The sequence below is a fragment of the Salinicola acroporae genome (assembly GCF_003206615.1).
GTDB lineage: Bacteria > Pseudomonadota > Gammaproteobacteria > Pseudomonadales > Halomonadaceae > Salinicola > Salinicola acroporae.
Genome location: NZ_PZJW01000012.1, coordinates 103,321 through 116,206, shown reverse-complemented (window position 1 = coordinate 116,206; position 12,886 = coordinate 103,321). Strand labels below are relative to the sequence as shown.

Here is a 12,886-nt window from a genome sequence, read left to right as displayed (position 1 = left end):
TGCACTGCCATGATGAGCCTTGCCAGCAACGCACTCCATTGCGGTTCCGACAAGTTAACCAAGCTTAGAATAGATGACTATGATCGAATAGCGGTGATTTGGTAGGTAAGTGTGAATCCTGGTGCAAGGAACGTCGCTGAACGCCGACGGTCTTGTCGCACATGAAGGGCGCTTTCGAGCGCTGCCGCCCAATGACGAATCTCTTCTTCCATTCGCGAGGTCTATGAAACCGTCCCCGGCTACTCTCTTCTATATGGTGCTGATCGCGTTGGGCGTCGCCCTCGACAAAGGCGTCTGGGAGGTTCCGCGGGAGTGGAATCCGCTGGCGCCACTGGTCGTCAGCGACCCCATAACACCAGTCACGCGCTGGAAGCTGAAGGCGCTATCCGGGGATCGCGACGCTTGTCTGGACGCGCTCGACACCGCGCCAGACATTCGCTACGTCTCCCTTGCGGACTACACGCCGACCGCCGGTTGTCCGTTGGAGAACGTCGTGCGCGTGAGCCACACCCAGGTCCGGTTCAATGCCAGTTTCGTCGCCAGTTGTCCCTTGGCCCTGGCCTGGACCCTGTACGAGCAGCACGAGTTGCAACCGCTGTCGCAGCGGATCTTCGGCGAGCGGGTCGCCAGCGTCCGCCACTATGGCTCCTTCGCCTGCCGCAACATCTACCATCGGGAGAACGCGAGACGAAGCGATCATGCCACGGCGTCGGCGCTGGACGTCGCCGCCTTCGGGCTGGAGGATGGTCGCAGTATCAGCGTGCTCGACGATTGGCGGGACGGTGGCGAACGCGGCCGGTTCCTCGAGGAGGCCCAGCAGGGTGCCTGCCACTACTTCGGAACCACCCTGGGGCCCGAGTACAACGCCGCCCATGCCAACCATTTTCATCTCGGCATGCGAGGTATCTCGTTTTGTCGCTAACCTGCCCGCTCGACGCCGTCGCTGGCTTCGGTCATGACAAAAACCTCGCAGGGACCTAAGGTTGTCGGTATCTCTCGCGGATGTGCTTGTCATCGATAGTGACGAGACGTTCGCTTCCATTCGATCCTGTTTTCCGACCGAGAGGAGTAGTCCATGCGTCTGACCATCAAGGGTATCGAGGAGGGCAAGCCGATTCCGGCGACCTTCGCTTTTGCCGTCCCGGATCCGGAGCAGCACATGCGCCTCAGCGACAATCGCAACCCGGAAGTGCGCTGGCTGGATGCGCCATCGGAGACGCGGAGCTTCGTGATGCTGGTGACCGACCCCGACGTTCCCGGCGTGGCGGATGACGTCAACCAGGAAGGCAAGACGTTGCCGCCGGAACTGCCGCGAGTCGACTTCTATCATTGGGTGCTGGTCGACATTCCGGCGGAGGTCAACCTGCTGGAGGAAGGTGAGATGGCCGACGGCGTGGTACCCAAGGGGAAACCACCGGGACAGACCGCCAAGGGGATCAGCGGCATCAACGGCTACACCGGGTTCCTGGCCGGCGATCCCGACATGGCGGGTGTCTACGGTGGCTACGACGGTCCCTGTCCGCCGTGGAACGACGAGGTCGTCCACCGCTACACGTTCAGCCTGTTCGCGCTGGACGTTCCGACGCTGGGGCTGGCGGGGGAGTTCACCGGGGAGCAGGTCCGCGAGGCGATGGCCGGTCACGTACTGGCCGAATCCAGCGTCACCGGGACCTATACGCTCAATCCGGACCTGCGCTGAGTCGTCATGGCGTCGTCACCCGATCCGGCGGCGCTGCGACGCGCCATCCTGGCGATGGCTGAATCGCGCGGTCCCGCCAAGACCTTCTGTCCTTCGGAGGTCGCACGCCAGTTGGATGACGACTGGCGCCCGCTGATGGCGCCGGTGCGGGCCAGTTCGCGCGAGCTGGCTCGCGAGGGGCGTCTCGATGTGCTCCAGCGAGGACGGACGCTGTCGCCGGAGGCGCCCTGGCACGGCGCGATCCGGCTGCAGTCGCCGGCCGATCGCGATGGATGACGACGCTCGAGGTGTCCGCCGCACCGGCGTCGGCATGATGGTGCTGTTCTGGGTGCTCCTGCTGCTGCTGGCGGGCTGGTGGTTTCGTGGGGTGGAGCAGCGGCGTAGTCATCCCAACGCGGAACTGGCGACCGCGACGTTCGCGGATCAGGCGCCGGTCACCCTGGAGCGTAATGGGCAGGGTCATTTCGTGGCGCCGGGGGAGGTCGATGGCCAGGCGGTGACGTTCCTGATCGATACCGGGGCCACCTACGTCTCGCTCTCGCAGTCTCTCGCTCGCACCTTGCAGATCGAACCCGGGCCAGAGGTCATGTTCACCACGGCCAACGGTCGCGTCAGTGGCAATCTGGCCACGCTGGAGAGTGTGAGGTTGGGGGGCCTGATCGCCCGACAGGTGCCCGGTTCGATCCATGCCGGTATCGGCGACGACGTGGTGCTGCTCGGCATGAGCTTTCTGGGCCGGTTCGATATCCAGATACGCGGCAGTCAGATGATCGTCGGTCCGCCCGACCCTTGATTTGAGCCATACTGGAGATTCGGCGGTGTCGGAGAAAGGCCCCCGGACACGAGCGACATCGAGGTCCCCACGGGGAAGCTTGCCAGCGAGGGAGTGCCATCAATATGAGCGCACGCAAACCGTATCGGCTCGCCGCCTGGGTGCTGGGCGCCGTCATGGTGGTCGTGGGGCTGATTCTGGTCGTGGGCGGGGCCTGGCTGATCGTCCTGCGCGGCAGCGGCTACTATCTGCTCGCCGGTCTCGGGCTACTGGCCAGCGGCGGGTTGCTGATTCGTCGCCATCCGGCGGCACTGCCGCTCTATGCGCTGGTACTGCTGGCGACCCTGGCCTGGTCGCTGTGGGAGGTGGGGCTCGACTGGTGGCAACTGGTGCCGCGGGTCGCGCTACCCTGCGTGCTCGGGATCCTGCTGCTGTTGCCGTGGTGGAGAAGGCCGTTGGCCTCGCCGCTGGGAAGCGGCGCGCTGGCGCTGGCCGTCGGCCTGACGATCGGGGTTGCGGTGGTCGCGCAGTTCACCGCACCGGGCATCATCGAGGGACGACTCGATCCCGAACGCAGGGCGCAGGTGATCAACGAGGCGCAGGTGGCAGGAGAGAACTGGCCCGCCTACGGCGGCACCAATGCCGGTACCCACTATTCGTCCCTCGACCAGATCACGCCGGAGAATGTCGGCAGGCTCCAGGAAGCCTGGCGCCTTCGAACCGGTGACATCGCGACGTCCACCTCGCCACCGGAGATGACCAACGAGAACACGCCGCTGAAGGTGGGCGGCAATCTATTCCTGTGCACTTCCCATAGCCGAGTGATGGCGGTGGCGCCGGAAACCGGCGACGTCCGATGGACCTTCGACCCCGAGCTCAGCAGGATGGGCGCCGACGACTTCTCTGGCTGGGCGCACATGACCTGTCGAGGTATTGCCTACTACGACGTGTCCGATTACGCCGACATGGCTGGGAGTGGCGTTGCGACCGAGGATGGCGCTGCCGTGGGTGACGAAGGGCCCGTCGTGCCGCGGGTGCCGTCGATTAGTCAGACGGACGTGATGTGCCCGCGACGACTCTTCGTGCCGACGGCCGATGCCAGGCTGATCGCGCTGGACGCCCAAAGCGGCGAGCGCTGTCCCGGTTTCGGGATCGATGGCGAGGTCGACCTGACGCGCAACATCGGCGATTTCGCGCCCGGCGGTTACTACACCACGTCGCCGCCGGTGGTCACCGAGCACCTGGTCATCGTCGGCGGTCACGTCACCGACAATGGCTCCACCGACGAGCCCTCAGGGGTCGTTCGGGCCTACGATGTCGGTACGGGGGCGCTGGTCTGGAACTGGGACAGCGGCAATCCGGAAGCCACCACTCCCATTGCGCCCGAGGCGACCTATACTCGCAACTCCCCCAATGTCTGGGCGCCGTTCAGCGTCGACGAGCGCCTCGGGCTGGTCTATCTGCCGACCGGCAACGCCACGCCGGACCAGTACGGTGCCGATCGCGACGAGAACGACGAGACCTACGGCGCGGCACTGGTGGCGCTGGATCTCGCCACCGGCGAAGTCCGCTGGCGACGACAGTTCGTCCACCACGACCTTTGGGACATGGATACCCCCGCGCAGCCCGTCCTGCTTGATCTGCAGACGCCCGATGGCATGTTGTCGGCGGTGATTCAACCGACCAAGCAGGGCAGCCTCTACGTGCTCGACCGGCGGACCGGGGAGCCGATCGTGCCGATCGAGGAGGTCAAGGCGCCCAGCGGTGCGGTCGAGGGTGACTTCACCGCGGCGACCCAGCCGCGTTCGACACTCAACCTGCTGCCGCCGCCACTCACCGGCAGCGACATGTGGGGCGCCTCGCCGATCGATCAGATGCTGTGCCGCATCCAGTTCCACTCCCTCGACTATCGAGGGCAGTACACGCCGCCATCGCTGAAGGGAAGTCTCGCCTATCCCGGCAATGTCGGCGTTTTCAACTGGAGCGGGGTGGCCGTCGATCCGGCGCGTCAGGCCATGTTCACCAGCCCCAACTATCTCGCCTTCGTCTCGCGTCTGATCCCCCGCGACGGCGAGGGGAATCCGGCGTCGTCCGCCAGCGAACAGGGCGTTCGACCCAATCACGGGGCGCCATATGCCGTCGAACTGAGGCCATTCCTGTCGATACTCGGCCTGCCTTGCCAGGCGCCGCCCTGGGGCCAGGTCGCGGGAATCGATCTCGGCAGTCATGAAGTGGTCTGGCGGCATCGCAACGGCACGACGAGAGACAGCATGCCGTTCGACCTACCGATCCCGTTGGCCGTCGGCGTCCCGGCGCTGGGCGGGCCGATCACCACCGCCGGTGGCGTCAGCTTTCTCAGCGGCACGCTGGATCAATATCTGCGGGCTTACGACCTGACCGGTGGTCGCGAACTCTGGAAAGCGCGGCTCCCCGCAGGCGGACAGGCCACGCCGATGACCTACCGCGGCGCGGACGGCCGCCAGTACGTGGTCGTCACGGCTGGTGGGCACGGGACTTTCGGCTCCCGCATGGGAGACTATGTCGTTGCTTACGCGCTGCCGTAAGCGAACGGCATGCCGTCATCGGGTTGGTGACGGCTTGCGAACTTGTTGCCCGATTGGCGGGCAGGATGGGGCGTGTGACGCTGACGACCAGTGTCAATCATTCAAGGAGAGAATCGATGGTGGCGGGAAATCTTCGGCTTGGCGTCATGGCGCTGACGATGACGCTGGTGCTGGCGGGCTGCGAGAGCCTGTCGACGGGATCGTTTCAGATGCCCGATATCTTCGGTGGTTCCGGCAGCGACGAGGCCGTGGTGAAGCGCCAGATTCCCTTTCCGGCCGACGAGTACGCGAAGCTGGAGAAAAAGGGGACTTCTGCCGTGCAGGGGCGCTTGACCTACGAGACCTCCGATGGCCGGACGTTGATCGGCGCCGACGAGACGGTATCGGTAGCGCCCGCGACCCGTTACGCCGCCGAAGCCGCCGACGTGGCGCTCTCGGGGCGCAAGATCGAACCTGCCGACCCACGGGCCCGGGAATATACGCACTACGCCAAGACCGACGACAACGGCTACTTCGTCGTGCGCGGCATCCCCTCCGGAGTCTTCTATGTCGCCGGCAGCGTGTTGCTTCCCGGTGGCAACTCGCGCAGTCCGATCATCATCAAGCAGATCGAACTCGGCGAGGGGCAGACCCGGGACGTGGATTTGAGCCGCTGAGGTTGGCGATGGGCAACGGAGGTCGAGACGGCGCGAGAGACGGGCCGTGAACAGGAGGGGCGAACGATGTTGACGATCTGGGGGCGTGAAAGCTCATACAACGTCCAGAAAGTGCTGTGGTTGGCTGACGAACTGGGACTCGACTACAGCCATCGACCGGCGGGGGGCGAGCAGGGCGGCCTGGGCGACGCGGCGTTCCTGGCGATGAATCCCAATGGTCGGATTCCCGTGATCGAGGACGGCGAGACCATCATCTGGGAAACGCACGCAATCCTTCGCTACCTGGCTTCGGCGCATGGCGGACAGGATTTTCGGCGCGCCTCTCCGGCAGCCCAATCGCTGATCGATCGCTGGCTCGATTGGTCGCTTTCCGAGCTGGAGCCGGCTTTTTTCGGTGGTATCTTCTGGGGCTTCTATCGGACGCCGGGCGACCAGCACGACGATGTCGCCATCGAACGTTCGCTGGCCAAGTGCGACCGGCTCTACCGCATCCTCGACGAGCGCCTGGCCCAGAGTCCGTTCCTCAGCGGAGATCGGCTGGGGTTGGCCGACATTCCGGCCGGCACCACGCTCTATCGTTACTTTGAACTCGAGATACCGCGACCGTCGCTGCCCAACGTGGAAGCGTGGTATCGACGGCTGCAGCAGCGACCACCCTATCAACGCCACGTCATGCGCGCCTTTGGCGAACTCTACGGACGCCTGACTTACTGATCTCGTGCGACGGAATCTGCCCGTTGCAACATCAGGTACCGCGTCGCAACGGGCATGATGGCGGCGCGCGCCTGGAGGATTCCGAACCAAGGTACTTTGGCCGCCAGCGATACTGGGTTACAAAGGGAATAATTCGGGTATGATGCTGTTTAATTCGCTATGTTCTGTTTTTAAGCGTAGCGTCAGTCTTTGTTTTCGAAGTCGGTTTTCAGAGACAGTAGTACCATGATGGCCAGCCAATAATGCAGTCGCTGAACCGTGATTGCGTGAGCTGCCACAGAATAAATGAACACCGGTATGCAGGGTTTCGAGGCCAACTCAAAGGGATGGATGACAGCTTGGACAGCACTGCACATCAAGATCGCGTATTGATCATCGAAGACGACGAGCGTCTGGCACATCTGACGCGTGAGTATCTGGAGGCCAACGGGTTCCAGGTCGGGCTGGAGCATGATGGCGCGCATGGCGTGGAGCGTATTGTCGAGGAGCAGCCGGACATGGTGATCCTCGATCTGATGCTGCCCGGCGAGGATGGCCTGTCCATCTGCCGGCGGGCGCGACCGCACTATGCCGGGCCCATCCTGATGCTGACGGCTCGCACCGACGACATGGACCAGGTCCTCGGCCTGGAGATGGGCGCCGACGACTACGTGCCCAAGCCGGTTCAGCCCAGGGTGCTGCTGGCGCGCATGAGAGCGCTGATGCGCCGCGCCGACAGCCTGGTCTCCTCCAGCGGAGCGACCCGCCTGACGTTCGACAATCTGGTCATCGACAGCGCCACTCGCGAAGCCTGGCTGGAGGAGGAGCGGGTCGATCTCACCAGCGCCGAGTTCGACCTGCTCTGGCTACTGGCTGACAACGCCGGCCGGGTGTTGACCCGGGAAGAGATATTTTCCCAACTGCGCGGCATCAAATACGATGGACAGGATCGCTCCATCGACGTGCGCGTCTCGCGGATTCGTCCCAAGATCGGTGACGACCCCAACCACCCCCATCGTATCAAGACCGTGCGGAGCAAAGGGTATCTATTCGTCAGGGATAGCTGAAGCGAACCGACAACGGTATCCGCTCGGGTCTCCCGCGCCGTGAACCGGCAGATTGCCGGGCTTTCTCGGTCAGGACCCACGCGATCACGGCTATCGTCTCTCGGCCGGCCATGCCAGGCGGGAACGATGGGCAAGTCGTCGTGAAGCCGACCGAGCGCGGGATCCCGGGTACCGCACGGCGGATATCGATCGCCTCCTGCAGCAGGCCCCCGTCTCTTCGTGGAGACGGGCGAAACTAGCCTTCTGGCCATCCACGAAGCCGATTGCCGCGCGAGATTCATCATGCGTCGTTCCTTTACCGACAGCACATTCTTTCGGTTCTACGTGTCGTTGCTGGCGGCGTTGGTCATCACCTTCGCGCTGGTGCTGCTCGGGTTCCTGATGGTCGACAAGGTGCGCCAGGAACATTATCGGGAGAACCTCGTCAGCGGTCCGCTGGCGCTGCTTTCCGATCTCGTCTCTCGCCAACCGTTGGCGCAGCGCAACGACTGGCTGGCATCAATGGCATCGACACTGGGCATGCCGTTGGGGCTGTTCAAGCTCGATGAGCTTTCGCTCAACTACTTCGAGCGGGCCCGCTTGCGCGAGAACCGGCCCGTCATCGAGTCGACCGACAAGGGCTGGCGCTCTCTCTACCAGTTGCCGCACTCCCAGTGGGTGCTGGCGGCGCGCATCAACAGTCTCAACGAGATGCAGCTGCGCGGCATTACCGAGGTGCTGCGAAGCTGGCTCAGTGGCGAGACGGACGAGATCCAGGCTCGACGCTTCGAGCGGGTCACACGGCAGTTCCACGTGCCGCTCGGTCTCTACACCTCGCCGCCGACGGATGTCGACCCCATCCAGGCGACGCGCCTCGACGCCGGCGAAGTGGTGGTGCGTCTCGAAACGGGTCTCAGTGCGCTCTATATCCACGCCCGAGTCGGTCCGGATCGCTGGTTGCGAATCGGTCCACTGCCCAGTTTCGAGTCGATGCCGCTATCGCTGGCGCTGGCGCTGCTGATCATGGTGCTCTTGACCCTGGCGGGGGCCATCTATCTCATCGTGTGGAGTGTCGAAGGGCGCGTGGGGCGGCTGGAACGCGCCGCGACGAGGATTGCCGCCGGGCATCTCAACTCGCGGGTGCGGGTCGACAGCAACGACTTCGTCGGCCGGCTGGGCATGGCGCTCAACGGCATGGCCGCGCAGGTCCAGTCGCTACTGCGCAGCCAGCAGGAGATGATTCGTGCCGTTTCCCACGAGTTGCGCACGCCGGTGGCCCGCATTCGCTTCGCGGTCCAGATGCTCGAGGATCTCAGCAAGGATGAAAGCGCCCAGCGCCAGCTGGCGGGGATCGACGAGGACATATCCGAACTCGACCGGTTGATCGACGAGATCCTCACCTATGCCAAGCTCGACAGCGAGAACGCGCAAGGCGTCACGCTCAAGACGGAGAGCATGGAGTGCCGGGCGGTTGCCTGGCGAGTGCTGGACACGCTGAGCCCGCTGCATCCGCATCTCGAACTCGGCGTGGTCGATGGCGAGGAACTCGAGGTGGAAGCGGAGCCGCGCTACCTCCAGCGCGCGGTACAGAACCTGGTCGCCAATGCCTGCCGCCATGCCGAATCCCGGGTCATGGTGACGGTCCACCGCGAGCCGAGGGCCGTCCGGATCGATGTCGAGGACGATGGTCCGGGGGTGCCGGAAGAAAAGCGGATCGCCATCTTCAAGCCATTCGCCCGGCTGGACGATAGCCGCACTCGCCGCTCCGGCGGCTACGGTTTGGGGCTTTCCATCGTGCAGAAGATCATGGCCTGGCACGGAGGCAATGTCGTGGTCGATCGCAGCGCCAGCCTGGGAGGCGCCCGATTCAGCCTGCTGCTACCGCTCCATGGGCGGGAGGCGATTCATCCGCTGACCTTCGACGAGGAGTCGTCCTGAGGAGCCAGCGCCGGCACGCGCTTCCGCGCCCGCCTCGTGGCTCGTCGTTCAGGCGGGTTCCGTGACTGCCGGCTTGATGCCGCTAAGCACCGAAAATGACGTGTCTCTCGCGGTGCGAATGAAGTCTTCCATCCAGGGCAACGCCAGGTTTTCCTCTCGGATCGCTGCGTACAGCGTGCTCCATACCCCTTCCTTGCCCAGCGGCAACGCCTTGACGTAGTCGCGCTCCAGATACTCGGTCAGTGCCCAGTTGGGCAGGGCGCATACCCCCCGACCGCTGGCGACCAACTGCATCATCATCACCGTCAGCTCCGCGCTGCGGATCTCCTTCGGCCGCACGCTGACCGGGTCGAGAAACTGGGTGAAGACGTCCAGCCGGGAGTGGTCCACCGGGTAGACGATCAGTGTCTCCTCGATCAAGTCCGATGGCTCGACCCAGCTTCGGGTGGCCAGGGCGTGCTGTTTGGCCACTGCCAGCAAGCCCTCGTAGCGGAACAGCGGTTCGTAATGCACACCCGGCAGCGGCTCGGGATTGTCGGTAATGACCAGATCGAGAACTTCGCGGGTCAGGCCGGGCAGCAGGTCGAAATTCTGGCCGCTGGGGATGTCGACCTCGACTTCCGGCCAGTGATTGCGAAAGTGGTCGACCGTCGGCATCAGCCACTGAAAGCAGCTGTGGCACTCGATCGCCATGTGCAGGCGTCCCTGTTCGTGTCCTGCCAGCCGAGCCAGGTCTCGCTCTGCCAGACGCAACTGAGGCAGAACCTGTTCGGCCAGTGTCAGCAGGCGTTCCCCGGCACGCGTGAACGACACCGGACGTGTCTTGCGCGTGAACAGCGGCATGCCGAGGCGCGACTCCAGATCCTTGATCTGGTGGGACAGCGCCGACTGGGTCAGGTGGACACGCTCCGCCGCTTCGACCAGGGAACCGGTATCGCGCAGGGCGATCAGCGTGCGGAGGTGGCGGAGTTCGAGCATGCTATGAATTTTGCTCACGTTGAGGATTAGGTAAACGCGTTTGATTCAGGATGTGTCGCCGGGGACACTGCCCGCCAAGCCATGATCTTCACCATTCTAACCGCTAACGCTGAGAGACCCCACACATGACCACGCTGGTGCATACTCTGGGCTACCCGAGAATCGGTGCCCATCGCGAGCTGAAGAAAGCCGTCGAGGCCTACTGGAGGGGCGAGCTCGACCGCGATGGACTCGAGCGGGAAGGTGCGCGCCTTCGCAAAACGCACTGGCAGGATCAGGTCGACGCAGGCCTGGATCTGGTGACGGTGGGTGACTTCGCCTTTTACGACCAGGTGCTCAATGTCTCGGTGATGATCGGCGCCGTTCCGCCGCGCTTCGGTCACAGCGGCGGCGAGGTCGATCTCGATACCGGCTTCCGGATGGCACGTGGCCGCGCGCCCAGCGGCGAGCCGGCAGCGGCCTGCGAGATGACCAAGTACTTCGATACCAACTACCACTACCTGGTGCCGGAGCTCTATCAGGGACAGACATTCCGCATCGCAAGCGAGCGGCTGTTCGACGAGGTCGCGGAAGCCCGGGCCGAAGGTCACCCCGTCAAGGTAGTGTTGACCGGCCCGGTGACCTGGCTGTGGTTATCCAAGGCCAAGAGCGACGGGCTCGAACGCCTCTCGCTGCTCGGCGAGCTCGTCGCGACCTACAACGACATCCTGAGTCGCCTCGCAAGCACGGGCGTCGAATGGGTGCAACTCGACGAGCCGGCGCTGGTGCAGGACTTGCCGGGCGACTGGCAGCGCGCCTTCGAGTCGGCCTACGCCACGCTCCAGTCGACACCGGTCAAGCTGCTGGTGGCAAGCTACTTCGGCGGTCTCGGCGACAATCTGGGGTTGGCCACCGCGCTGCCGGTCGAGGGGCTGCACGTGGATGTGGTGCGGGCGCCGCGGCAACTGGGCGCGGTGCTCGACAGGCTGCCATCCGACAAGGTGCTCTCGGTAGGCGCCATCGATGGCCGCAACATCTGGCGTGCCGATCTCACCCGACTCGCCGGCGAGCTCGCGGACGCCAAGGCTCGCCTGGGCGACCGCCTGTGGCTGGCGCCGAGTTGCTCGCTGCTTCACGTCCCCGTCGACCTGGACAACGAGACCGGACTCGATTCCGAATTGAAGCGCTGGCTGGCCTTCGCGCGGCAGAAGCTGGGTGAAGTGGTGACGCTCGCCCACGTGCTCGACGGCAACGAAACGGCGACGGACCGCCAGCGGGTGGAGGAGGCCAACCAGGCCGTGGCGGCGCGCCGAGCATCGCGGCGCATCCACAAGCCCCGGGTCGCCGAGCGTCTGGCCAGGGTGGTCGCCGCCGACACGCGCCGTGGCAACGCCTATGCGACAAGAGCGAGCGCCCAGCGGAAGCGACTCGCCCTGCCGCTGTTCCCGACCACGTCGATCGGCTCCTTCCCGCAGACCCAGGAGATCCGCGCGGCACGCCGCGACTTCAAGAAGGGGACCCTCGACGTGGCCGATTACGAGGCCCGCATGCGGGAAGAGATCGCAATGGTCGTCGAGCGCCAGGCGCAGCTCGGGCTCGATGTGCCGGTGCACGGTGAAGCCGAGCGCAACGATATGGTCGAGTACTTCGGCGAGCAGCTCGATGGCTTCGCCTTCACCCAGAACGGCTGGGTGCAGAGCTACGGTTCACGCTGCGTCAAGCCGCCGGTGATCTTTGGCGACGTGGCGCGGCCAGAGGCGATGACGGTGCGCTGGAGCCAGTATGCCCAGTCGCTCACCGACAAGCCGATGAAGGGAATGCTGACCGGCCCGGTCACCATTCTGCAGTGGTCGTTCGTACGCGACGACCAGCCGCGCGCCGAGACCTGTCGACAGATTGCGCTGGCACTGCGCGATGAAGTCGCCGACCTCGAGCACGCGGGTATCGCCATCATTCAGATCGACGAGCCGGCGCTGCGGGAGGGGCTGCCGCTGCGCCAGGCCGAGTGGCAGGCGTATCTCGACTGGGCGGTTGAGTGCTTCCAGTTGAGCGCTGCCGTCGCCGCCGACCAGACCCAGATCCACACCCACATGTGCTACGCCGAGTTCAACGACATCATCGGCGCCATCGCGGCCATGGATGCCGACGTCATCACCATAGAGACCTCGCGCTCCGACATGGAGTTGCTGGATGCGTTCCAGGACTTCGACTACCCCAACGAGATCGGGCCCGGCGTCTACGACATTCATTCGCCGAACATTCCCGAGCGCGCCTGGATGGTCGACCTGATGGCCAAGGCCGCGGAGAAGATCGCGCCCGAGCGACTCTGGGTCAATCCGGACTGCGGCCTCAAGACGCGTGGCTGGGCAGAAGTGGAGCCCGCACTGGCCAACATGGTCGAAGCGGCCCACGAGCTGCGCAAGCGTTACGCATGAGCATCGAGCGATGAACGGGTTCATGGTCTGGCCCGCCAGCGTGCCTGGCATGTTAGGCTGAGCGTTGCGCCGCGGGACGATCCCGCGGCGCTTTTTTATGATGGCTATCCGTGTTCAGACATCTCT

General features: G+C 64.6%; 11 protein-coding genes. 10 read left to right on the top strand and 1 reads right to left on the bottom strand.

Annotated elements, in window-relative coordinates; translation table 11 throughout:
• Nucleotides 1-223: 223 nt before the first annotated feature.
• The 9 genes from DOM54_RS17110 to DOM54_RS17070 all read left to right on the top strand — a co-directional run bounded on the left by DOM54_RS17110 (nucleotide 224) and on the right by DOM54_RS17070 (nucleotide 9,368).
• The gene (locus DOM54_RS17110; protein WP_110717494.1) at nucleotides 224-922 is read left to right on the top strand and encodes an extensin-like domain-containing protein; all 699 of its coding nucleotides are present in this window, start codon (nucleotides 224-226) and stop codon (nucleotides 920-922) included.
• A gap of 153 nt (nucleotides 923-1,075) precedes the next feature.
• Entirely contained in the window at nucleotides 1,076-1,699 is a 624-nt protein-coding gene (locus DOM54_RS17105; RefSeq protein ID WP_110717493.1) for a YbhB/YbcL family Raf kinase inhibitor-like protein, read from the top strand.
• Nucleotides 1,700-1,705: 6 nt separating this feature from the next.
• Nucleotides 1,706-1,975 (top strand): DUF3253 domain-containing protein, encoded by a 270-nt coding sequence (locus DOM54_RS17100; protein ID WP_110717492.1) that lies wholly within the window; start codon nucleotides 1,706-1,708, stop codon nucleotides 1,973-1,975.
• Entirely contained in the window at nucleotides 1,968-2,492 is a 525-nt protein-coding gene (locus DOM54_RS17095) for a retropepsin-like aspartic protease family protein (RefSeq protein ID WP_110717491.1), read from the top strand. Before DOM54_RS17100 ends, DOM54_RS17095 begins: the two co-directional genes overlap by 8 nt.
• A gap of 104 nt (nucleotides 2,493-2,596) precedes the next feature.
• Nucleotides 2,597-5,035, top strand: a complete 2,439-nt coding sequence (locus tag DOM54_RS17090) for a membrane-bound PQQ-dependent dehydrogenase, glucose/quinate/shikimate family (protein WP_110717490.1) — start codon at nucleotides 2,597-2,599, stop codon at nucleotides 5,033-5,035.
• Between the two features lie 116 nt (nucleotides 5,036-5,151).
• Nucleotides 5,152-5,691: a peptidase associated/transthyretin-like domain-containing protein gene (locus DOM54_RS17085; RefSeq protein WP_110717489.1), complete on the top strand. Its 540-nt coding sequence runs from the start codon at nucleotides 5,152-5,154 to the stop codon at nucleotides 5,689-5,691.
• 66 nt (nucleotides 5,692-5,757) lie between these two features.
• Nucleotides 5,758-6,405 carry a glutathione S-transferase family protein gene (locus tag DOM54_RS17080; protein WP_110717488.1) on the top strand — a complete coding sequence of 216 codons (648 nt, stop codon included), beginning with the start codon at nucleotides 5,758-5,760 and terminating at the stop codon, nucleotides 6,403-6,405.
• A gap of 326 nt (nucleotides 6,406-6,731) precedes the next feature.
• Nucleotides 6,732-7,451, top strand: a complete 720-nt coding sequence (locus DOM54_RS17075) for a winged helix-turn-helix domain-containing protein (RefSeq protein ID WP_110598559.1) — start codon at nucleotides 6,732-6,734, stop codon at nucleotides 7,449-7,451.
• Between the two features lie 282 nt (nucleotides 7,452-7,733).
• Nucleotides 7,734-9,368, top strand: coding sequence for an ATP-binding protein (locus tag DOM54_RS17070; protein ID WP_110717487.1), 1,635 nt, complete (start codon nucleotides 7,734-7,736; stop codon nucleotides 9,366-9,368).
• A gap of 48 nt (nucleotides 9,369-9,416) precedes the next feature.
• Here DOM54_RS17070 and DOM54_RS17065 read toward each other — a convergent pair whose 3' ends face one another.
• The gene (locus DOM54_RS17065; RefSeq protein WP_110717486.1) at nucleotides 9,417-10,346 is read right to left on the bottom strand and encodes a LysR family transcriptional regulator; all 930 of its coding nucleotides are present in this window, start codon (nucleotides 10,344-10,346) and stop codon (nucleotides 9,417-9,419) included.
• Nucleotides 10,347-10,471: 125 nt separating this feature from the next.
• On the opposite strand from DOM54_RS17065, the gene metE reads away from it, so the two are divergent.
• Entirely contained in the window at nucleotides 10,472-12,760 is a 2,289-nt protein-coding gene (metE, locus tag DOM54_RS17060; RefSeq protein WP_110717485.1) for a 5-methyltetrahydropteroyltriglutamate--homocysteine S-methyltransferase, read from the top strand.
• Nucleotides 12,761-12,886: the final 126 nt, after the last annotated feature.

Coding starts and splice junctions, on each gene's coding strand:
- metE (WP_110717485.1), top strand. CDS start 10,472: ATGACCACGCTGGTGCATACTCTGGGCTACCCGAGAATCGGTGCCCAT.
- DOM54_RS17095 (WP_110717491.1), top strand. CDS start 1,968: ATGGATGACGACGCTCGAGGTGTCCGCCGCACCGGCGTCGGCATGATG.
- DOM54_RS17065 (WP_110717486.1), bottom strand. CDS start 10,346: ATGCTCGAACTCCGCCACCTCCGCACGCTGATCGCCCTGCGCGATACC.
- DOM54_RS17075 (WP_110598559.1), top strand. CDS start 6,732: ATGGATGACAGCTTGGACAGCACTGCACATCAAGATCGCGTATTGATC.
- DOM54_RS17100 (WP_110717492.1), top strand. CDS start 1,706: ATGGCGTCGTCACCCGATCCGGCGGCGCTGCGACGCGCCATCCTGGCG.
- DOM54_RS17085 (WP_110717489.1), top strand. CDS start 5,152: ATGGTGGCGGGAAATCTTCGGCTTGGCGTCATGGCGCTGACGATGACG.
- DOM54_RS17105 (WP_110717493.1), top strand. CDS start 1,076: ATGCGTCTGACCATCAAGGGTATCGAGGAGGGCAAGCCGATTCCGGCG.
- DOM54_RS17110 (WP_110717494.1), top strand. CDS start 224: ATGAAACCGTCCCCGGCTACTCTCTTCTATATGGTGCTGATCGCGTTG.
- DOM54_RS17090 (WP_110717490.1), top strand. CDS start 2,597: ATGAGCGCACGCAAACCGTATCGGCTCGCCGCCTGGGTGCTGGGCGCC.
- DOM54_RS17080 (WP_110717488.1), top strand. CDS start 5,758: ATGTTGACGATCTGGGGGCGTGAAAGCTCATACAACGTCCAGAAAGTG.
- DOM54_RS17070 (WP_110717487.1), top strand. CDS start 7,734: ATGCGTCGTTCCTTTACCGACAGCACATTCTTTCGGTTCTACGTGTCG.